The following is a 22,995-nucleotide window of genomic DNA, read 5'->3' on the forward strand; positions in this document are numbered from 1 at the left end:
TCTGCGTTTACATTTACCAATCGTTGACCTTGTTCCCTTAGACTTCGGTCTAGTGGGGAACAGGGTATGGGTTTAGCAACATCTGCCTATCGCAAGGTAGCTCCGGCACGGCTTGAACAGCGTGGAGCCGTGCGCCATCCGGTCGCCATAAAGCGCGCAAGCATAAGAGGGCATGGCCGCCAGCCAGCAGATGCCGAGCTGGACGACCTCTCGGTCTATGGCTGCCGCATTTCGGTCGATGGTGAGTTCAAGACCGGCGAGCGACTGTGGCTGCGCTTCGCGGGTGGCAAAGCGATTGCGGCCAGCACCGTCTGGTGCGACGGCGGCAAACTGGGCTGCCGCTTTGACGAACCGCTTGAGCGTGATGTCTTCCGGTCGCTGACGCTGGTCTTTGACTGAGCGCTAATTGCGCTCAATCCAGATCCCACGCCCTTTCGCCGTGGTTTGAAATATCGAGGCCATCGCGCTCCTGCTCTTCGCTGACGCGCATCGGGATCACCATCGCAACCATATAGCCGATAATCAGTGTCACGACGGCGGAATAGACGCCCACAATGCCGACGCCCTTGATCTGCGCCCACAACTGGCTGCCCATTGCCATTCCTTCTGCATAGCCATTGCCGCCAAAGGTTGGTGCGACCAGGATCGCAAGCAGGATCGAACCCATGATCCCGCCCACGCCATGCACCGCGAATACATCGAGTGAGTCGTCGATCTGCAATTTGCCTTTGACCAGATGCACCGCGTAAAAGCAGACCACACCTGCGAGGACGCCAAGGATGATGGCGCCGAGCGGTCCGACCGAACCAGATGCGGGCGTTATGGTTGCAAGGCCAGCGACTGCGCCGGTCGCAAAGCCGACGGCTGTTGCCTTGCCGACCTTGATCTTCTCCAGCAGCATCCAGACCAGCGCTGCGACCGATGCTGCAAGATGGGTGACGATGATCGCGGTTGCCGCGCCGTCATCATTCGCGGCCAGCGCCGATCCACCATTGAAACCAAACCAGCCCACCCACAGCAGACCTGCACCCGCGACGGTGAGCGCCGGGCTGTGCGGCAGCATCAGCGTGCGTGGAAATCCGATGCGCTTGCCGAGCATCAATGCGACAACCAATGCCGAAACACCGGCGGTCGTGTGCACGACGATGCCGCCGGCAAAGTCGATCACGCCCTGATTGGCCAAGAAGCCGTTACCCCAAACCCAGCGGGCGACGGGGACATAGACCAAAAGGCTCCAGAGCGCGCTGAACGCCACCACCCAGCCGAAGCGCGCGCGCTCAACCCATGCGCCGACAATCAGGGCAGGGGTAATGATAGCAAAGGTCATTTGGAACAGGCCGAACACCAACTCGCCGATCGTTTGCCCATCGCGCATCGCGAACATGTTGGCGAACATCATATTTTGCAGATTGCCGATCACCGTGCCTTCGGAGGCCGAGAAGGCAAGGCTGTAACCGATCACGATCCACAGCAGCGACGTGATTGCCGCAATCGCACCGCACTGGATCAGCACGGAGAGGAAATTTTTGGTGCGCACCAGCCCACCATAAAAAAGCGCAAGGCCGGGTAACGTCATCATCAGCACCAGTGCCGACGACGTCAGTATCCAGGCCGTATCGCCGCTGTCGGGGACGGCTTCTGCCACGACATCCTGCGCAAACCCGGCAGATGCAAACAACAATGTGCTGAAAAATGCAGCAATCTTGAACGAACCGCGCACGGCAAACCTCCCCGATATGTCGTTATTTTGGGCAGGTCTCTAAGCCAGAGGGTGGGCGCTCGCAATTGCTAATTGCGCGAATGCGGGCTTTGTCGACAGGAAATTACGCCCAGCCTTCGAGCACCTGATCGGGAGGGCGGTGGCCGTCGCTGAAAATGCGGATATTGGCGATAACTTTTTCGCCCGAGGCCTCGCGCCCTTCAAATGTCGCACTACCCAGATGCGGCAACAGCACGACATTGGGTATCGCCAGAAAGCGCGGGTCGATGGCTGGTTCGTGATTATAGACATCAAGCCCCGCACCCGCGATCCGCCCACGTTGCAGTGCCTCGATAAGCGCGTCCTCATCAACCAGTTCGCCGCGTGAACTGTTGATCAGATAGGCGTCGCGCTTCATCAGCCCGATGCGCTCGCGGCTCATCAACTTGTCGGTTTCGGCGGTCAATGGGCAGTGCAGCGTGATGATGTCACTTTTGGCGATCAATCGGTCGAGGTCGGGTTCAAAAGTGATGCCCATTTCATCCTCGATACTCGCAGGCAGGCGGTGGCGTTTGTTATAGACGATGTTGAGCCCGAAAGCGCGCGCGCGGAGGGCAACCGCCTCACCGATGCGACCAAAGCCGATGATCCCAAGTGTCTTTCCCCCAATCCGGTGGCCAAGCATGCCCGAGGGAGTCCAGCCCTGCCATTCGCCGGAGCGCATCAGGCGGTGGCCTTCGCCCAATCGGCGCGGGACATTGAGGATCAGTGCCATCGTGAGATCAGCCGTATCGTCGGTGAACACGCCGGGCGTATTCGTAACGAGGATGTCCTTCGCCTTGGCCGCAGCCAGATCGATATGGTTCACACCTGCACCGAAATTGGCGAACATTTTGAGCGAGGCGGGCGCTTTGGCGATTAAGTCCGCATCAATGCGATCGGTGACGGTCGGCACCAATATGTCGGCATCTTGCATCAGTTCCACGATTTCATCCGCCGACATCGGTTGATCGTCTGCGTTGAAACGGCAATCGAACAGTTCAGCCATGCGCGCCTCAATCTGAGGCAAAAGTTTGCGGGTGACGGCGACGCGCGGGCGTTCGATGCGTTGAAACTGGGTCATGCAGACGACCCTATGGCGCGAAGAAAGGCGACGTCAAGCTATCACCCTTGAACTGTCGGCACAGCTTACACTATAGGGGATGGATTGGGGCGGCAGGTTGCTGGAATATATGCAAAATATCGTAAAATCCTTGATTGTTGTTGCGTTGGTTGTCGCAGGGGGCGGTGCATCGGCGCAAACAACAAAAAAGACACCTTATTGGGCGTCGATTGACGAACCTGAAGCGCGGACTCGCACTGGGCCGAGCACGGAGTTCCCGGTCAAATGGGTTTACAAACGACAGTTTCTTCCGGTTAAAGTGGTTTCTGTGCATGAAGTCTGGCGCAAAGTGGAGGATCCAGACGGCGATCAGGGTTGGATGCATGTCCGCTTGTTGAGCCCGGACCGCACCGCGATCGTCACGGCACCTGGTGTTTCCGATCTGCGCGATGCACCTTCCGCTACCGCGCGAATTTCGTGGCGAGTGGAAAAAGGCGTCGTCGGTCGTATCGACGATTGCCAAAAAGGCTGGTGCCGCCTCGATATCGCCGGGAGAGTTGGCTATATCGAGACGGACCGCATCTGGGGCGAGGAAGTGCCCTAGAATGTAATCGGTTTAGGAGAACTTGTTTCACCTGTGATCGCCCGTGGTCGGTTGACCACTTCATCGAACTTTTGATGATATTTAGGGTGCTCCGTGCCCATCCACTTGTCCCACCAGGTGAAATAGAGTCCGTAATTCGTATTGAATCCACCATTGTGGTGCAGGTCGTGGTGAACCGTCGTATTGATCCAGCTCGTCAGCGGCGTAGACAGCCACCAGCGCGGGAAAAATTCAAATCCGGCATGCCCCATGGCGTTGCGGATGATCTGGAAGTTCAGCCAGGCAAACATCACCCAGCCCGGAGTCGGCACGAAGAATTGCCAGATCGGCACGAACAGGAACATTACAAAGGCTTCGGGTATTGCGAAGCTATAGGCCGCCCATGGTGTTGGCGTTATCGATTTGTGGTGCGCGCGGTGGAAATGCTTGAACAGTTTCGGATGGTGCATCATCCGGTGCGCCCAATAGAAATAGGCATCATGGGCGATCACAATTCCAGCGAGGATCAGTAGGTCGACACCCCAGCCAAAACTGCCATCAAATTTCTGAAAAATGCCGTTCTGCGTTCCCCAAATCAGGAAGGCCGCACCAAAGGTGTAAACCAATGCCGATTGGAGCGATTGCAGGAACTCGCGCCGCATTTCGGAAGCGGTCGCTTCGCGCGCTTGTATTTTACGCGCTTTCAGGCTGGATCGCCGAAGGATCCAGACGATGCCAACCGTCAGCGTCGCCGCAATCAGATAGCGCCCGAAATCAAAGGCAAACACATAGTGCCCTTTTTCGAGCAGTATATCGAAGGGAGGAAATCCTGTTGTCATAATCTATTCCTTGGCAGTGGATGATCGCCATCTGCGTATTACCAGCGTCGATTACTCCCGTTTTTTCGAAACTGGCTAGCCGATTCTGGAATCAGCCAGTGGCGCGCGCCCGATACTCGCTGGGCGTCATGCCTTCGGCTTCACGGAAGGCACGATTGAAGGGACCGAGCGAACCAAAGCCTGCATCAAGCGCGATAGTGATGATCGGCACATCTTTCTGGGAGGGGTCAGCCAGAGCGGATTTGACTTCGTCGAGACGATAGCCATTGAGGAAGGCTGCAAAATTGCGGTGGCCCATTGCACCATTGATATGACGGCGAAGCCGGTATTCCTGCTCACCCAGCGCGGAGGCGAGCTTGGATATTGTCATCTCTTCGTCGCGATGCGGCATTTCGCTTTGCATGAATGCCAGCAGCCGCTTGGTTAGCGCCTCGTCCGCGGGAGGGCGGTGATTAGCGGATGAAGCCTTTTTCGATGGGCCGAATAAATCGGCTTGGCGCATGCCGAACATCGCGCCACAAAATAGCAAGGTGATGACAGCGATACTGCTGCCAACGCTGCGGACAACCCAGTCGGGTGCATCATAGCTGTAGACTGCAATTTCGGAAGCAGCGATCAACATAACATATATAGCGACAGCAACCACAATGCGCGGGCGTAATTTGCGCCGAAACTCGACCAAGTCGCCCGCGCGCCCGCGCCATGCCTCCCATAGGCCGGCTGCGGCAAAGCCGAACATGAAGAACCGGAATATTACTGACGTCGTGTAGAAGATCAGATTTTTGTATGGAAATGCCAGCTGCATCACCATGATATTCAGCGCGGTCAAAACAACAGCCGGGATGCCCCAACGCGGCAGCTGATTCTCGTCATTGAACCATGCACGTGTGAAGAGCCAGAAAAGCGCGGGTGCCGAACCCGCGACCATGTTGACCGGAATGCGCGCCAGTTCGCTGGGCCATTGCCAGTTCGCGGCGATCAATATGTAGCACATGATCGCGACATTCATCGCGACGGCTATCCGTGCCGCGAGCATTTCGCGATGATCTCGCATCAAGATCCAGCTCCAGAGCACAAAAAGCGCAATCGAAGCACCGCGCGCCATCAAGTCGATTTGCGTGAACATCGTCATGGCGTGTTGCTGACATAGCACAGGAAGAACGACAAGTTGATTTCGGAATCGGCTAGGCTTTCGAGTATCAACACGCATTCAGCGATTCTTTGCAATTTGGCCGCTATGGGGGTCGCAACAGAGGAAGCGTATTTGCCGACTGCCACTACATTGCAGATGCTTGGGCTCGCCGGGCTGATGTCATACGCCGCCGCACGCTTTGCGGCGCGCGCAGGCGTGATTGGATATAATCGATACACGCTGGTGGCCGTGCCGGTAGATGGCATGCCTAAAATGCCGCGCGGTTTTCGCGTAGAGCAGATGACTGCAGAGGCATTGTCGCGTCATGAAATCGATGTTTCGCAAGCGGTTCAAGCTGCACGCTTTGCGCAGGGTCTGATCTGCCTCGGCGCTTTCAACGCCAATGATCAATTGGTTGGGATCAATTGGGTCGGCAGCGGGCCTTTCGTTGAAGATGAAGTCCATGTCCGCTTTTCGGTGCCCGTCGATGCGGGCTGGGATACAGGGCTTTGGGTGCGCCCTGAACATCGTTTAGGCCGCGGATTCGCAGCCCTTTGGGCCGGGACGGCGGACTGGTTGCGTTCGCAGAACCGCACATGGTCGATGAGCCGGATTGCCGATTACAACCTGCCATCCATTCTTTCACACAAGCGCATGGGAGCGGTAACGGTAGGTCATATTACCGCGATCCGTTTATTCCGCTGGCAATATATGTCCGATGGTAAACCGAGGATCGTGATGCTTTCGGGTGGTGCGCTTGCCGATATGAATGTTGTGCTGTCCGCAGCGTGATTTGCGCAAGACTTGGGGCAACGCCGCTGCTATCCGTCCGGCATGTCTGATCACAAGCATCTCTACCTCGTTGACGGTTCCGCCTATATCTTCCGCGCTTATTACAGCTTGCCGCCGCTGACCAATCCGGCGGGCGTGCCGGTGGGAGCCGTTGCGGGCTATTCGAACATGCTGTGGAAGCTCGCCAGCGACCTGCACGCTGCTGACGGGCCCACACACATGGCAGTAGTGCTCGACAAGGCAGGCACCAGTTTCCGTAACGAGATTTACGATCAGTATAAAGCCAACCGTCCACCAGCACCCGAAGATCTCCGCCCCCAATTCCCGCTGATCCGTGATGCCACGCTCGCTTTCTCGCTGCCGATGATCGAGGAGGAGAATGTCGAGGCGGACGACATGATCGCAAGCTATACTATTGCTGCGCGTGCGGCGGGGTGGGATGTGTCGATCATCTCTTCGGACAAGGATCTGATGCAACTCGTCGGCGACGGCGTCGACATGTTCGACACGATGAAGGACAAGCGCATCGGGCGCGAAGAGGTGATCGAGAAATTCGGCGTCGGCCCCGAACTGGTCGGCGATGTCCTCGCGCTGATGGGCGACAGTTCGGACAATGTCCCGGGCGTTCCGGGTATCGGCCCGAAGACCGCGACCAAGCTGATCACCGAATTTGGCAATCTCGAAGCAGTGCTGGCAGCAGCGCCAGATATGAAGCCATCGAAGATGCGCGACAATCTAATCGAGCATGCCGAACTGGCGCGGCTTTCCAAAGTGCTGGTGACGCTGAAAGAAGATTGCCCGCTGCCGATCGCGCTGGAAGATATGGCGCTGGGTCCGATCCCCGAAGAACCGTTGCGGCCTTTCCTTGAGGAGCATGGCTTCCGCTCGCTGCTCAACCGCATCGGCAAAACCAGCGACACTGCGTCGGCAAACAAGGCGATTGCAGGCCAGCCCAAGGCCGAGCGTAAGGGTGACGGTGGAGCGCAGGCGGTCGAGACAGGCAAAGCCGCAACGCCCGCACCGATGCCGCCTATCGACGCCAGCAAATATGAATGCGTGACCACGCTCGACCGGCTCGAACACTGGATCGCCGAAGCGACTAAGGTCGGCGTGGTCGGCTTCGACACCGAGACCGATAGCCTGGAGGCTGTGACCGCGCGGTTGGTGGGATTCAGTCTAGCGACCGCCCCTGGCACGGCCTGTTACGTGCCGCTCGCGCATGGCGGAACCGATATGTTCGCCGAAAAGCCCGATCAGATCCCGCTGGATGCCGCGTTGGCGCGGTTGAAGCCATTGCTGGAGGACGAGAGCGTCCTCAAGATCGGGCAGAATCTCAAATATGACATGTCGGTACTGCGCCAGCACGGCCTGACCATTGCGCCCTTCGACGACACGATGGTGATGAGCTTCGCGCTTGATGCGGGACGGCAGGGGCATGGGATGGATGAACTGTCCGAGCTTTGGCTCGGGCATAAACCGATCAGCTACAAATCACTCACCGGCACCGGCAAGAGCCAGATTGGCTTTGCCGAAGTGCCACTGGTCGAGGCAACCAAATATGCTGCCGAAGACGCAGATGTCACACTGCGACTGTGGCACCATCTGAAGCTGCGTCTGGCGCCTGAAAAGGTGACGCGCGTCTATGAACTGGTCGACCGGCCATTGGTGCCGGTGCTGAGCCAGATGGAATGTGCGGGGATAAAGGTCGACCGCACTGTTCTGGCCAGGCTGTCGACCGAATTTGCGGCACAGATGGAGATACTCGAAAAAGAAATTCACGGGCTTGCTGGCCAGCCCTTCACCATTGGCAGTCCGCAACAATTGGGCGCGATCCTGTTTGACAAATTGGGCCACAAGGGGGGCAAGAAAGGTAAGTCGGGGCAATATTCGACCGATGTCACCGTGCTCGAGGATCTGGCAGGGCAGGGCGTCGAAATTGCGCGCAAGGTGCTCGATTGGCGGCAGCTGGCGAAGCTGAAATCAACCTATACCGACAGTTTGCAGGAACAGATTAACGCGAAGACCGGGCGGGTTCATACCAGCTATAGCCTGGTCGGTGCGCAGACCGGTCGTCTGGCCTCGACCGATCCGAACCTGCAGAATATCCCGATCCGCACCGAAACCGGGCGGCAGATCAGGGACGCTTTTGTGGCGGAGCCCGGCAATGTCATCTTGTCTGCCGATTATAGCCAGATCGAGTTGCGTCTGGCGGCGCATATGGCCGATGTCGGGCCGTTGCGCGAAGCCTTCGAGCAGGGCGAGGATATCCACGCCCGCACCGCGCGCGAACTGTTTGGAGAGGTCAACCGCGATACTCGCGGTCGGGCGAAGACGATCAACTTCTCGATCCTTTACGGCATTTCGCGCTGGGGGCTGGCAAAGCGGCTCGAGTCGAGCTCGGAAGAGGCGCAACAGCTGATCGACGCCTATTTCAAACGCTTTCCGGGTATCAGCGCCTATATTCAGGAAACGCTGGCGAGCGTGAAAGAAACCGGCTTCACCACGACCCTGTTCGGCCGCAAATGTTGGTTCCCGCGCATCACCTCGCAAAGCCAGGCCGAGCGGCAGGGCAGCGAGCGTGCAGCAATCAACGCGCCGATTCAGGGCACCAGCGCCGACATCATCAAGCGCGCGATGGTGCGCATGGGGCCTGCCTTGATCGAGGTGGGTCTGCCCAATGTCAAAATGCTGCTGCAAGTTCATGACGAACTGGTGTTCGAACTGCCTGAGGATGATGTGCCTGCCGCGAGCAAGGTGATCGAAGCCGTGATGGCAAGCGCGGCAGAACCGTTGGTCAAGCTGTCGGTTCCTCTAGGCGTTGAAATCGGCACAGGCTCAAGCTGGGGCGCCGCGCATTGAACAGGCATATGGGGATTTCTCCCGCCTTGTAACCATGGTCGGTGTGCACCACCTTGATTGGTATGAAAAAGCGCAAAGCACTCGTCATCACCACAGCCATATTGGCTTTGGCCGGTTGTTCCACTTTTGAGGCCGGCCCGGTCGGTAATCGCGCCGTTCCCGAACCTGCGAAGGCGGTCGAGGTCGATCGCTATCTGGGGCGCTGGTATGAGCTTGCCCGCTATGAAGCGGGATTTCAGAAGGATTGTGAGGGCGTCACTGCGGATTACAGCCTGACGGCACCCGGGCGGATCAAAGTGATCAACACCTGCCTGCAGGGATCGCTGCAGGGCAAAAGCAAGCAGGCCAATGGAAAGGCCAAGGTCGTCGAAGGCAGCCAGAACGCCAAATTGCGCGTCTCCTTCTTCGGGCCATTTTACGGCGATTATTGGGTGCTCGACCATGCCGAGGACTATAGCTGGTCGATCGTCGGCGAACCGAGCGGACGCTATTTGTGGCTGCTGCATCGCCAGCCCTATCCCGGTGCGGCGACGCTCAATCGTATGAAAGCGCGGGCCGCCGAACTGGGATATGATGTCGGGTTGCTCAGGATAACCCAGCAACCCGCCAGCTAAACCGGCTTATTTGCGGATATTGACGAGACCGGCAGTCTTGCCGTCTTTCTCGGTCAGTTCGATGGTGAAGGCTTCGCCGTCCTTCGTGGTGCCGGTCAGCTTGGCTGCATCGCCTTCAGCCTTGATCGACTGCTTGCCGAATTGATCCTTGAACCAGCCACTGACTTTTGCAGGATCGGCCGGGGAAGTGAAGCCGATGCGGACATCGGTCTGCTCATCTTTGCCGCCCTTGTCATTGGCGGTGATATTGACCGTTTCGACGGTCGAACCCGGATAGAGTTTCACGCCGTCAATGTCGAAATTGCTGTCGTCGAGCAGCTTTTTCGGCAGACGGATATTGGTATCGAATCCAGGAACCTTGAACCCGACATTGCCCGTTTTGCCGTCTGCAGTGATCTTGACGGTCGAGCCTTTATCAGTTGTGGCGTCGATATTGACGGTGGTGCCTTCCTCAGGCTCTTCCTTGGCACCGCACGCAGCCAATCCAAGCGCAAGCGGCAAGGCGATCAGGGCATATTTCATCGATAAAACCTCCATGTGTGTTATATAGATAATACAGTCATGGTGAGCCGTCAAGCTCGGTTCGTCGCACAAACGCCGTTAACGTGATTGACAGCGGCGTTAACAATGACGCAATTTTACACATGGTGGCTCCAACCAGCGACGCGTGTCGCGTGAATTCAGAGGGACGCACATGCCACGAACGACAACCGGCTTGTATCCAAGCGACCGAAAATGGGAATTGGAAGGCAGGGGGCAACCGCACCCGGGCGTTCTCGTCGGCGGCCCTGCTGCGCGCGCCAAACAGATCGAATATAGCATCCTCGCGGTGCTGCAGGTTGGCGGTGCTATGGCGGCGATCTGGTGGATGTTCACCCAGCCGAGCGGCTGGGTCGAATGGTCGGCCTTTATATCCGGCTATCTGATCATCAACTATGGCCTATCCTGTGGCTTTCATCGGTATTTCACGCACCGTTCGTTCGAAACCTCGATATGGATGCGCTATCTGATCGGCATTTGCGGGCAGATGGCCTGTCAGGGGTCGGTCAAAAAATGGGCGGCAGACCATCGGCGTCACCACGCCTTTTCCGATGAAATCGGCGATATTCACAGCCCGCATATCGACGGCCACGGTCGCAAGATGGGTCCCTTCAAAGGATTGTTGATCGGGCATCTCGGCTGGCTGTGGGACAATGCGCACACCGATATGCGGCTATATGGCAAAGGGCTGGTTGGCGATCCTGTTGTCGAGTTCTGTCACAAGACGCGCTGGCTGTGGGTTGCCTTTTCGCTGGTCATCCTGCCTGCGGGCTGGGCGTTGGCCTTTGGTGGGCCCGAACATGTCGTGGGCACCGTTCTGATCGGCGGCTTTTTGCGCACCTTCATCTTCTTGAATGGCGTGATGGGCACCAACAGTCTGGCGCATTATTTCGGTTATCGCCGCTATCATGATGTTGGAAAAGCGACCAATAACTGGTTCATTTCCATACTGACTTTGGGTGATGGCTGGCACAACAACCACCATGCCCAACCGCGTGCGGCGAGCAACCATGTCAGTTGGTGGGAACTGGATTTCAACGGCTGGACCATCGAAACATTGGGCAAGCTAGGATTGGTCTGGAATGTGCAAAAGCGCGATAAATACCGCGCTGCAGGCCATCCTGATCCGCATCAACTGGAAGGCAAACCCGTGATGAACTTCGCCGAACCCGCCAAGGCCGACGAAGCCGTTTCCTAACCCCGTTTGCGTTCCTGCTTGTAGGTCCCGAGCAGGCGCACCTTGTTACAGTGGAAGGCAAGCTCCTCGAGCGCACGGTCGACTGCAGGGTTGCCGGGCGCGCCTTCAATGTCGGCGAAAAACTCTGTCGCCGCAAAACTCGCGCCATTTTGATAGCTTTCGAGCTTGGTCATGTTGACGCCATTGGTAGCAAATCCGCCCATCGCCTTGTAGAGCGCGGCGGGTATGTTCTTCACCTCAAAGATGAAGGTCGTCATCAAGGTGCCATCGTCGGCGTTTGGAGTTACAGGATCGCGGGAGAGCACGACGAACCGTGTGGTATTGCGGTCATCGTCCTCGATGCCTTCCTGGATCATCTCCAGTCCGTAAATGCCCGCTGCAATCGGCGGTGCGACGGCGGCCGCGCCTTCGTCGTCGCTGTCTGCCACAAAGGCAGCGGCTGCCGCCGTATCGGCATAGGCGATTGGCGTGATTCCGTTTGCGCGCAGATAGTGGCGGCATTGGCCGAGAGCTTGGGGGTGGCTCATCGCGGTGGTCAGCTTGGCATCGGCATGCTTTGCCATCAGACAATGGCGGATGCGCATGAAATGCTCCCCAATGATCGAAAGCCCGCTTTCAGGCAGCAGGAAATGGATATCGGCAACCCGCCCGTGCAGCGAATTTTCAATGGGGATCACGGCGCGCGCGGCACGCCCTTCTTTTACCGCATCGATCGCGTCTTCGAATGAAAAGCAGGGCACCGGCAAGCAATCGGGGTCGACTTCGAGCGCGGCCAGATGCGAGTTGGCGCCGGGCGCACCCTGAAAGGAAACCGCACGCGCGGGGTCGGCTGCGGCGGCCTTGGTCATTTCCTCGACGCGGGCGAGGGCGCTCTTGGGGAAGCTCTCCATATCGGGGCTGGCCGATAGGGCAGTCAAAAGGCGTGGGCAAGCGGGATTTGGCCTATTGCACCGTCCAGCTTAGCAAACTAGAGGGGCGAGGGGAATCAACCGGCCCCGCGCGCTTGTGCGGGCCATAGCGAATATTCAGGGCGTTTCATCATGGCAGATCGCAACAACACCATCGCAGGCTGGGCCTTGGCAGCGGGCATTGCCGCTCTCGGTTCGTCGATCCTATTCGGCAAGATCATTCACAGCGAAGTGCCCGGTGAAGGCAAACAAGGCTATGTGATCCAGGGCGTCGAAAGCGGTGAAGGCGGCGGTGCCGCCGAAGTTCCGCTCGCAACTTTGCTCGCGACTGCCGATCCCGCCAAGGGCGAAGCGATCTTTGCCAAGTGCAAGGCCTGCCATACTGTCAATCAGGGTGGCGCCAATGGCGTTGGCCCCAATCTGTATGCCACTATGGGCAAGGCGCATGGCCATGTTGCCGGTTTCGCTTATTCGGACGCGTTGAAGAGCGTTCCGGGCAATTGGGATTGGGAAGGCATGAACAAATGGCTCGCCAACCCGAAAAAATATGCGCCGGGCACCAAGATGAGCTTTGCCGGTCTTGGCAATCCCGAAGAGCGTGCTGCCTTGTTGCTGTATCTCAACGCACAGGGCTCGAACTTGCCGCTACCCGCGGCTCCTGCAGCTGAAGCTGCGCCTGCAGAGGGCGCTGCCCCGGCAGAAGGTGGAGACGCGGCTGCCGCCGCTCCGGCTGACGCCGCCAAGGAGGCCGCAGCCGCTCCGGCCAAATAAACAGGGAGCATAAGTTATGCGCAAATTTACAATGATCGCCCCGGTGCTGGTCGCGCTGGCGGCTTGTGGTGGTTCGGAGCAGAGCGAAACCGCCGCGCCTGAGGCTACTGAAGCCGTTGAAGCTGCACCTGCCGCAACAGCCGAAGTTTCTGGCGAGAAAAGCTTCGCCAAATGCGCTGCCTGCCACAAGGTTGAAAAGGGTGCGCCCAATGGCGTCGGTCCGAACCTGCACGGTATAGTCGGCAAGGCCGTCGCTTCGGTTGAAGGCTTCAACTATTCGCCGGCGATGAAGGCGAAGGGCGGAGTCTGGGATGAAGCGACCCTCGACGCTTATCTCGAAAATCCGCGCAAGGTCGTTCCCGGCACCAAAATGGCCTTTGCCGGCCTCAACAATGCCGAAGAACGCAAGGCGCTTATCAGCTGGCTCAAAGAGCAGAAGTAAGCTTTAAAAGTCGCCCCGGCCTGCGCCGGGGTGACGATCATTCAATCACACGCCTCAAGCTCGTAAAAGATAGAGATTTCGCGCCAGGCGTCTTCGGCGGTTTCGACGAACTGGAACAGATCCAGATCCTTGGGGCTGATCACACCTTCGAGCATCAGCTCCTCGAAATTGATCACCCGCTCCCAGAACGCCTTGCCGAACAGCAGGATTGGCATCGGTTCGATCTTGCCGGTCTGAACCAGCGTCAGCAGTTCGAAAAATTCGTCAAAGGTGCCAAAGCCACCGGGGAAGACCGCCACCGCGCGGGCGCGGAGCAGGAAGTGCATTTTGCGCAAAGCGAAATAGTGGAACTGGAAGCTGAGGTCCGGGGTCACATATTCATTCGGCGCTTGTTCGTGCGGCAGAACGATGTTTAGGCCGATTGTGTCGGCGCCGACATCGCGCGCACCGCGATTGGCCGCTTCCATAATAGACGGACCGCCGCCCGAGCATACGACGAAGTGACGGTTGCCATGCTCGTCCTTGATACCGCAACTGCTGGCGAGCTGGCCGAGCTTGCGGGCTTCATCGTAATAATGCGAATTGGCTTTCAGTCTTTCGGCTATCGTCCGGCTGCGATCGTCGGTTGCAGCGGCCAACAGCGCGTCGGCTTTCTCCGGCGAAGGGATGCGCGCCGATCCATAGACCACGAGCGTTGACGCCACCTTGGCCTCGTCGAGCAGCATTTCGGGCTTGAGCAATTCAAGCTGAAAGCGCACCGGGCGCAATTCTTCGCGCAGCAGGAACTCATTGTCCTGAAACGCGAGCTTATAGGATTTGCTCTGCGTTTGCAGGGTCTGGGGGGTCAGGTCCTTGGCAAATTTGGCTTCTTGCTTCGCTTTGTAGAAGCGGCGGTCTTTCAAGTCTTTTTGTGTCATGCCCGCCTGATAGACGATTGGGTATGAATATCCACCCCTCAGCGACAAAAGGCGCTGCCATCCTTCATCGATTGCGCCATGTCGAAATGGAGGTGATTGGCATGCGCAGCGTTATAATCCGGCCCCAATACTGTGCCAAAACGCTTGCACGCCGATTGGTGAAGGCGGCGCAGAAAGGCGCGTTCATCGGCCTTGCCATTCCAGCCGCTAAGCACCGAAATGCGGCGTCCGTCTTTGAGAATGAAGGCCGAGACATCGACGGCATTACCAAAAGCGTGCTGCGATAACCGCCCGCTGCGCCCGCCATTGATGTTGCGGCAATTATAGGTGCCCATGGTTTCGATGCGGACCACGTCGCTGCCTAGATAGGCTTTGGCGGCAGGTGCTACCGCATGTTTGGCCCATGCGGTGAAATTGGCCGCGAGCGGACAAGTCATTGCCCCCAAATTGGTCGCCTCTGTCCCGAACGACATCAGCTTGACCGTGTCGATTGTCTGGCATCCGCCGGTAAAGCTCTGATTGGGCAGGGGGGTGAAGCGAACATTGGCCGCTTTCAGCGTCGACAGGCATACGCGTGCCGGCTCGCTGCGGAAAACATCATTGTCGCGACGCACCACCTCACGTTCCGAACGCCCGCCGCATGCGGTGACCAGAAGGGCAAGAAGCAAGATGGATGCGCTGCGTACCATATGTAATAAAATGTAAGCAGCATGGTTAACAATGGGTAAATGGCGCCAACGGTTGGCCGCAAATCCAGATATGACTGCCGCCCTGTTCTGCTGCTCCCGCTGGAGGTAGGTAGGAGAATATATTTGACATTCCCGGGGTCGTCCCTAAACGCGGCGCCGGGCCACGCGGTCCCAACGCCGCGCGAGCTCTCTGCAAGGAGAGAATGACATGACGAGTAAACCCGCGGCCAAACCGGCCCGCCCCTATTTTTCCTCTGGTCCCTGCGCAAAGCCGCCGGGCTGGGAAGCTTCCAAACTTAACACCGAATCACTCGGCCGTTCGCACCGTGCGAAAATCGGCAAGTCGCGCCTGCAATATTGCATCGATCTGATGCGCGAAGTGCTGCAGCTTCCCGATACGCACCGCATCGGCATCGTACCCGGTTCGGACACCGGCGCCTTTGAAATGGCGATGTGGACCATGCTCGGCGCGCGTGGCGTGACGGCACTCGCTTGGGAAAGCTTTGGCGAGGGCTGGGTTACTGACGCGGTCAAACAATTGAAGCTGGAGCCCAAGGTGCACCGCGCCGATTATGGCCAGCTACCCGATCTCGACAAAGTCGATTGGACCGACGACGTTCTCTTCACCTGGAACGGCACCACATCTGGCGTGCGCGTTCCCGATGGCGAATGGATCCCTGACGATCGTGAAGGTCTGTCCTTTGCTGATGCGACCAGCGCGGTTTTTGCCTATGACATTCCGTGGGACAAGATCGATGTCGCCACCTTTAGCTGGCAAAAGGTTCTGGGCGGAGAGGGCGGCCATGGCGTCCTGATCCTCGGCCCCCGCGCCGTGCAGCGCCTCGAAGAATATACCCCTGCATGGCCGCTGCCCAAGGTGTTCCGCCTGATGTCAAAGGGTGCGCTGGCCGAAGGCGTGTTCAAGGGTGAAACGATCAACACTCCGTCGATGCTGGCTGTCGAAGACGCGATCTTCGCTCTCGAATGGGCCAAGGGCCTGGGCGGATTGAAGGGCTTGCAGGCGCGCAGCAATGCCAATGCCCACGCGCTCGACAAGATTGTCGCCGACCGCGCCTGGCTAAGCCATCTGGCGGCCGATAGTGGTATTCGCTCCAAAACCAGCGTTTGCCTATCAGTTGAAGGTGCTGATGCGGATTTCATCAAGAAATTAGCAGGGCTGCTCGAAGCCGAAGGTGCGGCCTATGACATCGCCGGATACCGCGATGCCCCTCCCGGCCTGCGTATCTGGTGCGGCGCGACCGTCGACACGGCTGATATCGAGGCACTCGGGCCATGGCTCGACTGGGCCTTTGAGTCGCTGAACTCTTAATAGATTCACCGTAGCCCTGAGCTTGTCGAAGGGCGCTTTTCAGCCGAGAGCCGGGCTTCGACAGGCTCAGCCCTACGGTATTTTAGGAACAAAATCATGACCAAACCCCGCGTACTCATCTCTGACAAGATGGACCCCAATGCCGCCCTGATCTTTCAGGAGCGTGGCTGTGACGTTGATGTCATCACCGGTAAAACCTCCGAAGAGCTGAAAGCAATTATTGGCCAATATGATGGCCTTGCGATTCGCAGTTCATCCAAAGTCACCAAAGAAATCCTCGAAGCAGCAACCAATTTGAAGGTTGTTGGCCGCGCCGGTATCGGCGTCGACAATGTCGATATCCCCGCCGCGTCTGCCAAGGGCGTGGTCGTGATGAATACGCCGTTCGGTAACTCGATCACCACCGCCGAACATGCCATCGCGCTGATGTTCGCGCTCGCCCGGCAGATCCCTGAAGCCAATGAGCAGACGCAGGCGGGCAAATGGCCCAAGAATGACTTCATGGGCGTCGAAGTGACCGGCAAGACACTTGGCCTGATTGGCGCCGGCAATATCGGCAGCATCGTTGCCAGCCGCGCGCTTGGCCTGAAGATGAAGGTCGTCGCCTTCGATCCCTTCCTGACGCCGGAACGCGCCATTGAAATGGGCGTGGAAAAGGCCGATCTCGACACATTGCTGGCGAAGGCCGATTTCATCACCCTGCACACGCCGCTAACCGACCAGACGCGCAACATCTTATCTGCCGCCAATATCGCCAAGTGCAAAAAGGGCGTGCGCATTATCAACTGCGCGCGTGGCGGGCTGGTTGACGAAGTGGCGCTGAAGGAAGCGCTCGACAGCGGCCATGTGGCTGGTGCGGCGCTTGACGTGTTCGAAACCGAACCGGCGAAGGACAGCCCGCTGTTCGGCACCCCCAATTTCATCTGCACCCCGCATCTGGGCGCATCAACCAACGAAGCGCAGGTTAATGTGGCATTGCAGGTTGCCGAGCAGATGGCGGACTATCTGGTCAATGGCGGCGTCACCAACGCGCTCAACATGCCGAGCCTGAGTGCCGAGGAAGCGCCGAAGCTGAAGCCCTATATGGCGCTTGCCCAGCAATTGGGTTCGCTCATCGGGCAGTTGCAGCATGGTGATCTGACGCAGATCAGCATCGAGGTTGAAGGCGCGGCCGCCGAACTCAACATCAAGCCGATTACAGCTGCCGTGCTCGCCGGTTTCATGCGCCGCTTCTCTGACGCGGTGAACATGGTCAACGCGCCCTATCTCGCGAAGGAACGCGGCTTCGACATCCGCGAAATCCGCCATGATCGCGAAGGCGATTACCACACGCTGGTGCGCGTATCGGTGAAGACGGACATTGGCGAGCGTTCGGTGGCTGGCACGATTTTCAGCAACGCTACACCTCGTCTTGTCGAACTGTTTGGCGTGAAGGTAGAGGCCGATCTTGAAGGCAATATGCTCTACGTCGTCAATCAGGACGCGCCCGGTTTCATCGGTCGTCTGGGCACGACATTGGGCGAAGCCGGTATCAATATCGGAACCTTCCACCTTGGCCGTCAGGAAGCCGGTGGCGTTGCTGTGCTGCTGCTCTCGGTCGATACGCCGGTGCCTGCTGCCACGTTGGAGGCGATCCACAACCTGCCGGGCGTGAAGCGCGCGATGGCGTTGCGCTTCTGATGTGCTAAGGCGCGCCTCATGACCAACAGCCTGCTGCCCACCGGATTTCGTGACCGCCTGCCGCCTGAGGCCGATGCCTCGGCGCGGTTGGTGCGTGCTATTCTCGATACCGCAGCAAGCCATGGCTATGAGCGCGTGCAGGCGCCGCTCGCCGAATATGAGGCGAGCCTGACGGGCAGCCTCGGCACTTCGGCGCGCGATCTCCTGCGTTTTGTCGATCCCGTATCGGGTGAAACGATGGCGGTGCGCAGTGATATTACCGGCCAGATCGGACGGATTGCCTCGACCCGCATGGGGCACCATCCCCGCCCGGTACGCCTGTCTTATGGCGGGCCGGTGGTGAAATTGCGCGCGACGCAATTGCGCCCAGAGCGTGAGATGATGCAGGTGGGCGCGGAGCTGATCGGCCTCGACAGCGTGGCTGCTGCGACCGAAGTGGTGACAGTTGCCATCGAAGGGCTGAAATCGGCAGGCGTCAAGGACATCACCCTTGACCTGACCATGCCCGACCTACTCGATATCCTGAAACCGAAAGGCGATAGGGAAGAGTTGAAAGCTGCGCTCGATGCCAAGGATGCAGGCGCGGTTCCAGCTGCACTGGCGCCGTTGATTGCAGCTGCCGGAGCCTTGCCCGATGCACTGGATCGAATGCGCGCCTTTGATGGTGAGGGCAAGCTCAAGGATCGGCTTGATGCGATTGAGTCGATCGCCGCTGCCGTGCCGGCCGATGTGCGCGTCACCCTCGATCCAACCGAACGGCATGGGTTCGAATATCAGACCTGGTTCGGCTTCTCACTCTTCTCCGCCCACGCCTCGGGCGAAATCGGTCGCGGCGGGGCCTATCGCATTGGCAAGGAGCCAGCGATCGGCTTCTCCGCTTATATCGATCCGCTGATAGATGCTGGCCTTGCACAAGGCGAACGCCGCCGCCTGTTTCTGCCTATCGGAACAATGCCGCAAAAGGCCGCAAGCCTGCGCGCCGAGGGTTGGGTTACTGTCGCGCAACTGACCGAGGACGATAACGCCGAAGCGCAGATTTGCACCCATGTATTGCGCGAAGGGCGACCTGAGCCTGTTTGAACAAATTTTCCTCCCCATCGACTTGCGATGGGGAGAAATAATCAACGGAACATCCCCTTCAACCAAGCATCCACCACCGGCGTTGCCGGATAGGCCGGATCGCCGAGCTTACGGTTGATATCGGCGTGGCCTTGCAAGCCTTTGCCCTCGAACGCGTTGATCTGCACTTTGGTGCCACTCTTGCGCAAGGCGTCGGCCAGTGCTTCGGATTGACGTTTTCCATCTTCACGATCGACATGGAGGATCAGGAAGGCAGGCGCATTGGGCCCCTGCGCATGCCAATAAGGTGATAGCGCCTTCTGCCGCGCAGGATCGGTGCCAAAGGCCTGCACATAGGTTTCGCCCATGATCTTGGCGCCTTCGCTCATCTGAGCAGGCACGTCGTACGCCGCTCCGTCGATGGGAATTACGCCCGACAGATCGTCAAGATCGAGACCCGCTCCACGCAAATATTGCGGATCGCTGCCTACCAGCGCCGAAAGATGCGCGCCTGCACTATGCCCCATCAAAACCACGCGCGACCGGTCGATTCCGAACTCTTCGGCATTTTTGAGGAGGTAGGCGATGGCTGCCGCGACATCGGCACCTTGCTGTTCAACGGTCGCCGCAGGCACCAAGCGGTAGTTGATCGACGCCATATGATAGCCAAGCCCCGTATAGTGCGTCACCTTGTCGCTACCGGTCGCATTGCGTTTGTCGCCGCGCTTCCACCCACCGCGATGGACGAAGATCAGCAAGGGTGCGCGCGCGGCTTCTGTCTTGGCCTTGTAGAAATCCAGCTTCTGCAAGTCATCGCTGCCATAGGCATGTTCAACGCCCCCCAGCGCGACATATTGCCGGTCGTTGGTCGGGTTGGCGCTGCGTTTGTCATTGCCGAGGCGCGCCTTCACGCGTTCCATAATCTCGCCCGAGCATTTCTCCGACAATTCGCTGCTTTTGGTCTGCAGGCATTCGCGCATTTTGCCGCGATCCATGCCGCACAGCTCAACCACCTCGCGGCGGCATTCGCGACTCAGCCTGTCGCCGCGCTGCGCCTGACAGGCGGTCGCCACCAGCGCGATTGTCGAGGCCGTCACTATCCACTTACGCATCTATTGCCCTTTCAACTTTCTTTGGGGTGGACTGTATGCGTCCATCGTCTTAACGGGGCTCACGGCGAATCCCTTCGCGGAAAATCCCTTCTGCGCAGAAAAAGGCCACCATGTCCTCTTTGGGGCATGTGTTGTTTCGGGAAATCCGTAATGGCAAATGTAACCGTAATCGGCGCTCAATGGGGCGACGAAGGCAAAGGCAAGATTGTCGATTGGCTGGCAAGCCGCGCCGATGCCGTGGTCCGCTTTCAGGGTGGGCATAACGCCGGACACACTCTGGTGGTTGGCGACCAGGTCTATAAATTATCGCTCCTCCCCTCCGGCATAGTCACCGGCACTTTGTCGATCATTGGCAATGGCGTGGTGCTCGATCCCTGGCATCTGAAGGCCGAGATCGAAAAGCTTGAAGGGCAGGGCGTTGTCATCAATACTGAGAATTTCGCGATCGCGGACAATTGCCCGCTGATCCTGCCGATACACCGCGATCTGGACGGGCTGCGCGAAACTGCAGCGGGTTCGGGCAAGATTGGCACCACCGGCCGCGGTATCGGCCCCGCCTATGAAGACAAGGTCGGGCGTCGCGCCATCCGTGTGTGCGATCTGGCCCATCTCGACGCGCTCGATTCGCAGCTCGACCGGTTGTGCGCGCACCATGACGCGCTGCGCGCTGGCTTCGGAGAGCCCCCGGTCGACAGGCGGCGCCTGCTCGATGACCTCAAAGAAATTGCGCCTTATGTGCTGCAATATGCCCAGCCGGTCTGGAAACGACTGAAAAAAGTCCGCAAGGCGGGTGCGCGTGTGCTGTTCGAAGGCGCGCAGGGCGTGCTGCTCGATGTCGATCACGGCACCTATCCGTTCGTCACCAGCTCGAACACGGTCAGCGGCACGGCGGCCTCAGGGTCAGGCCTTGGCCCCAATGCCACTGGTTTCGTGCTCGGCATTGTGAAGGCCTATACCACCCGCGTCGGTTCGGGTCCGTTCCCGACCGAGCTGGAAGACGAAGTCGGCCAGCGCCTTGGCGAACGCGGCCATGAATTCGGCACGGTGACAGGGCGCAAGCGCCGTTGCGGCTGGTTCGATGCCGTGATCGTGCGGCAAAGCTGTGCGGTCTCAGGTGTCACCGGTATCGCGCTCACCAAGCTTGATGTGCTTGACGGTTTCGAGACGATCAAGATCTGCACCGGCTATCGCCTCAACGGCAAAATCCTCGACTATCTGCCGAGCCACTCTGCCGATCAGGCCAATGTCGAGCCGATCTATGAGGACATGCCCGGCTGGCAGGAAACCACGGCAGGCGCGCGCAGCTGGGCCGATTTGCCTGCACAGGCGATCAAATATGTCCAACGCATCCAGGAATTGATCGAAACACCGGTGGCGCTGGTCAGCACCTCGCCCGAGCGTGAAGACACCATATTGGTGCGCGATCCGTTCGCCGATTGAGGCTGCCAGAAACGCGCATTTTCCGAATTCCCTGCTTGATTTAATCATTCGATTAACTCAAGCAGGAGGCTTGGAAAGAGGAACGTATCATGGAATTTGCAGGCATCGGCTATAGCGAGGAGCAGATCCAGTTGCTCGACGTGGCGAGCGAATTTTGCCGCGAAAAATCGCCGATTTCCAAGGTGCGAGCACTGCTCGAAAGCGAAAGCGGCTTCGATGCCGACGTCTGGCAGGAAATTGCCGAGCTGGGCTGGCTGGCCATCGCCGTTCCCGAAGCACAAGGCGGCGTCGGCTTGTCGTTGGCGGAAGTTGTACCAGTGGTCGAGCAGATGGGCCGCAATCTTCTGGCCTCTCCCTTTGTGTCCACTATCGTGGCGCAGCAGGCGTTGCTCGCGGGCGGCACATCTGAACAACAGGCCGAATGGCTGCCGCGTCTGGCTGCCGGCGAAATCGGAACGCTGGCGCTGGGAGAGGCGCATGGCGATTGGGACCTCGCCAATATCACGGCAACGGCGAAGCGCGCGGGTGGCCAGATCGAGTTGTCGGGAATCAAGCATTTCGTGCTGTGGGCCGATAGTGCCGCAGTGGTGCTGGTTTCGGTCCAACTCGACGGTAAGCCAGCGCTCGTTCTGGTTGAAAAGGGGGCCATCCCCGAAGGTGCACTTCGCCGTGAAATCATCACCGATGAAACCAAACGCAGCTTTGCACTCAAACTGGACGGAATATCGGTGGCCGAAAACGCGGCCCTCGATGTGTCGCGGACTGGTGCAGCACTGGCCCAGATCGAACTTTCTACAAACCTGCTTCAGTCCGCTGAAATGTGCGGCGGGTCGCAGGCGGTGATTGACTATACGCTGGATTATCTGCGTACCCGCAAGCAGTTCGGCAAGTTGATCGGCGAATATCAGGCGCTCAAACATCCGATGGTCGATGCCTATGTCGGTTATGAAAAAGCGCGCACGCATTTGTACAGCGCGGCGCACAGCATTTCGGATCAGGGCAGGGGTGAGGTTGCCGTGCGCATGGCCAAGGCTTCGGCGGATGGTGCCTATAGCTTTGCTGCAGACCGGGCGATCCAGTTTCACGGCGGATTCGGTTTCACCCATGATTGCGATGCCGGGCTCCACCGCCGGGCGGCGATATTCCACGCTTCGCAATTTGGCGATGCCGCCTGGCACCGCAAAAAACTGGCGGATTTGCTGCTGGTTTGAGCAACATGCCGCGCAAAGGCTTGACCTTTGACGGGCACAAGGTTAGGGGCAGCCACTTTCCGGGAACAGCGATTCCCG

General features: G+C 58.6%; 22 protein-coding genes. 13 read left to right on the forward strand and 9 right to left on the reverse strand.

Features of this window, described 5'->3' with window-relative positions; all coding sequences use genetic code 11:
* Positions 1-66: 66 nt before the first annotated feature.
* A complete protein-coding gene (locus ABL922_RS05170) occupies positions 67-399 on the forward strand; it encodes a PilZ domain-containing protein (protein ID WP_349023140.1) in 333 nt (110 codons plus the stop codon).
* A 13-nt stretch (positions 400-412) separates the two neighbouring features.
* On the opposite strand, the gene ABL922_RS05175 is transcribed toward ABL922_RS05170, so the two are convergent.
* Positions 413-1,681, reverse strand: a complete 1,269-nt coding sequence (locus ABL922_RS05175) for an ammonium transporter (protein WP_349023169.1) — start codon at positions 1,679-1,681, stop codon at positions 413-415.
* A 142-nt stretch (positions 1,682-1,823) separates the two neighbouring features.
* Positions 1,824-2,822 (reverse strand): D-glycerate dehydrogenase, encoded by a 999-nt coding sequence (locus ABL922_RS05180; protein WP_349023141.1) that lies wholly within the window; start codon positions 2,820-2,822, stop codon positions 1,824-1,826.
* Positions 2,823-2,931: 109 nt separating this feature from the next.
* Here ABL922_RS05180 and ABL922_RS05185 point away from each other — a divergent pair, with 109 nt between their 5' ends.
* The gene (locus tag ABL922_RS05185) at positions 2,932-3,405 is read left to right on the forward strand and encodes an SH3 domain-containing protein (protein WP_349023142.1); all 474 of its coding nucleotides are present in this window, start codon (positions 2,932-2,934) and stop codon (positions 3,403-3,405) included.
* Here ABL922_RS05185 and ABL922_RS05190 read toward each other — a convergent pair.
* Positions 3,402-4,223 (reverse strand): sterol desaturase family protein, encoded by an 822-nt coding sequence (locus tag ABL922_RS05190; RefSeq protein ID WP_349023143.1) that lies wholly within the window; start codon positions 4,221-4,223, stop codon positions 3,402-3,404. The genes ABL922_RS05185 and ABL922_RS05190 overlap by 4 nt on opposite strands.
* A 91-nt stretch (positions 4,224-4,314) precedes the next feature.
* Complete coding sequence (locus ABL922_RS05195; RefSeq protein ID WP_349023144.1) at positions 4,315-5,355, reverse strand: helix-turn-helix domain-containing protein; 1,041 nt, start codon at positions 5,353-5,355, stop codon at positions 4,315-4,317.
* 132 nt (positions 5,356-5,487) lie between these two features.
* Between ABL922_RS05195 and ABL922_RS05200 the strand changes: the two genes are divergently transcribed.
* The 3 genes from ABL922_RS05200 to ABL922_RS05210 all read left to right on the forward strand — a co-directional run bounded on the left by ABL922_RS05200 (position 5,488) and on the right by ABL922_RS05210 (position 9,620).
* Complete coding sequence (locus ABL922_RS05200) at positions 5,488-6,147, forward strand: hypothetical protein (RefSeq protein ID WP_349023145.1); 660 nt, start codon at positions 5,488-5,490, stop codon at positions 6,145-6,147.
* A 42-nt stretch (positions 6,148-6,189) separates the two neighbouring features.
* Positions 6,190-9,006 (forward strand): DNA polymerase I, encoded by a 2,817-nt coding sequence (gene polA / locus ABL922_RS05205; protein ID WP_349023146.1) that lies wholly within the window; start codon positions 6,190-6,192, stop codon positions 9,004-9,006.
* Positions 9,007-9,068: 62 nt separating this feature from the next.
* Positions 9,069-9,620: a lipocalin family protein gene (locus tag ABL922_RS05210; RefSeq protein ID WP_349023147.1), complete on the forward strand. Its 552-nt coding sequence runs from the start codon at positions 9,069-9,071 to the stop codon at positions 9,618-9,620.
* A 6-nt stretch (positions 9,621-9,626) separates the two neighbouring features.
* Here ABL922_RS05210 and ABL922_RS05215 read toward each other — a convergent pair whose 3' ends face one another.
* Entirely contained in the window at positions 9,627-10,142 is a 516-nt protein-coding gene (locus ABL922_RS05215; protein WP_349023148.1) for a hypothetical protein, read from the reverse strand.
* Positions 10,143-10,314: 172 nt separating this feature from the next.
* Here ABL922_RS05215 and ABL922_RS05220 point away from each other — a divergent pair, with 172 nt between their 5' ends.
* Positions 10,315-11,358: an acyl-CoA desaturase gene (locus tag ABL922_RS05220; RefSeq protein ID WP_349023149.1), complete on the forward strand. Its 1,044-nt coding sequence runs from the start codon at positions 10,315-10,317 to the stop codon at positions 11,356-11,358.
* Here the strand turns inward: ABL922_RS05220 and ABL922_RS05225 are convergent.
* Positions 11,355-12,248 carry a prephenate dehydratase gene (locus tag ABL922_RS05225; RefSeq protein WP_349023170.1) on the reverse strand — a complete coding sequence of 298 codons (894 nt, stop codon included), beginning with the start codon at positions 12,246-12,248 and terminating at the stop codon, positions 11,355-11,357. The genes ABL922_RS05220 and ABL922_RS05225 overlap by 4 nt on opposite strands.
* 150 nt (positions 12,249-12,398) lie before the next feature.
* On the opposite strand from ABL922_RS05225, the gene ABL922_RS05230 reads away from it, so the two are divergent.
* On the forward strand, positions 12,399-13,037 hold the full coding sequence (locus ABL922_RS05230) for a cytochrome c family protein (protein ID WP_349023150.1): 639 nt from the start codon (positions 12,399-12,401) through the stop codon (positions 13,035-13,037).
* Between the two features lie 16 nt (positions 13,038-13,053).
* Positions 13,054-13,479 carry a cytochrome c family protein gene (locus tag ABL922_RS05235; protein ID WP_349023151.1) on the forward strand — a complete coding sequence of 142 codons (426 nt, stop codon included), beginning with the start codon at positions 13,054-13,056 and terminating at the stop codon, positions 13,477-13,479.
* Between the two features lie 41 nt (positions 13,480-13,520).
* On the opposite strand, the gene ABL922_RS05240 is transcribed toward ABL922_RS05235, so the two are convergent.
* Both ABL922_RS05240 and ABL922_RS05245 read right to left on the reverse strand, forming a co-directional pair.
* Entirely contained in the window at positions 13,521-14,396 is an 876-nt protein-coding gene (locus tag ABL922_RS05240; RefSeq protein ID WP_349023152.1) for a TIGR00730 family Rossman fold protein, read from the reverse strand.
* A gap of 38 nt (positions 14,397-14,434) precedes the next feature.
* Entirely contained in the window at positions 14,435-15,085 is a 651-nt protein-coding gene (locus tag ABL922_RS05245; RefSeq protein WP_349023153.1) for an extensin family protein, read from the reverse strand.
* 208 nt (positions 15,086-15,293) lie between these two features.
* On the opposite strand from ABL922_RS05245, the gene ABL922_RS05250 reads away from it, so the two are divergent.
* The 3 genes from ABL922_RS05250 (at position 15,294) to ABL922_RS05260 (ending at position 19,175) form a co-directional block, all read left to right on the forward strand.
* Positions 15,294-16,415: a phosphoserine transaminase gene (locus ABL922_RS05250; protein WP_349023154.1), complete on the forward strand. Its 1,122-nt coding sequence runs from the start codon at positions 15,294-15,296 to the stop codon at positions 16,413-16,415.
* Positions 16,416-16,511: 96 nt separating this feature from the next.
* A complete protein-coding gene (gene serA, locus ABL922_RS05255) occupies positions 16,512-18,095 on the forward strand; it encodes a phosphoglycerate dehydrogenase (RefSeq protein ID WP_349023155.1) in 1,584 nt (527 codons plus the stop codon).
* Between the two features lie 18 nt (positions 18,096-18,113).
* On the forward strand, positions 18,114-19,175 hold the full coding sequence (locus tag ABL922_RS05260; RefSeq protein ID WP_349023156.1) for an ATP phosphoribosyltransferase regulatory subunit: 1,062 nt from the start codon (positions 18,114-18,116) through the stop codon (positions 19,173-19,175).
* Positions 19,176-19,216: 41 nt separating this feature from the next.
* Here the strand turns inward: ABL922_RS05260 and ABL922_RS05265 are convergent, their stop codons facing one another.
* The gene (locus ABL922_RS05265; protein ID WP_349023157.1) at positions 19,217-20,266 is read right to left on the reverse strand and encodes an alpha/beta hydrolase; all 1,050 of its coding nucleotides are present in this window, start codon (positions 20,264-20,266) and stop codon (positions 19,217-19,219) included.
* A 150-nt stretch (positions 20,267-20,416) separates the two neighbouring features.
* Here ABL922_RS05265 and ABL922_RS05270 point away from each other — a divergent pair, with 150 nt between their 5' ends.
* A complete protein-coding gene (locus ABL922_RS05270; protein WP_349023158.1) occupies positions 20,417-21,706 on the forward strand; it encodes an adenylosuccinate synthase in 1,290 nt (429 codons plus the stop codon).
* Positions 21,707-21,795: 89 nt separating this feature from the next.
* Positions 21,796-22,917: an acyl-CoA dehydrogenase family protein gene (locus ABL922_RS05275; protein ID WP_349023159.1), complete on the forward strand. Its 1,122-nt coding sequence runs from the start codon at positions 21,796-21,798 to the stop codon at positions 22,915-22,917.
* Positions 22,918-22,995: the final 78 nt, after the last annotated feature.

This window comes from Sphingorhabdus sp. (assembly GCF_040079335.1).
GTDB lineage: Bacteria > Pseudomonadota > Alphaproteobacteria > Sphingomonadales > Sphingomonadaceae > Sphingorhabdus_B.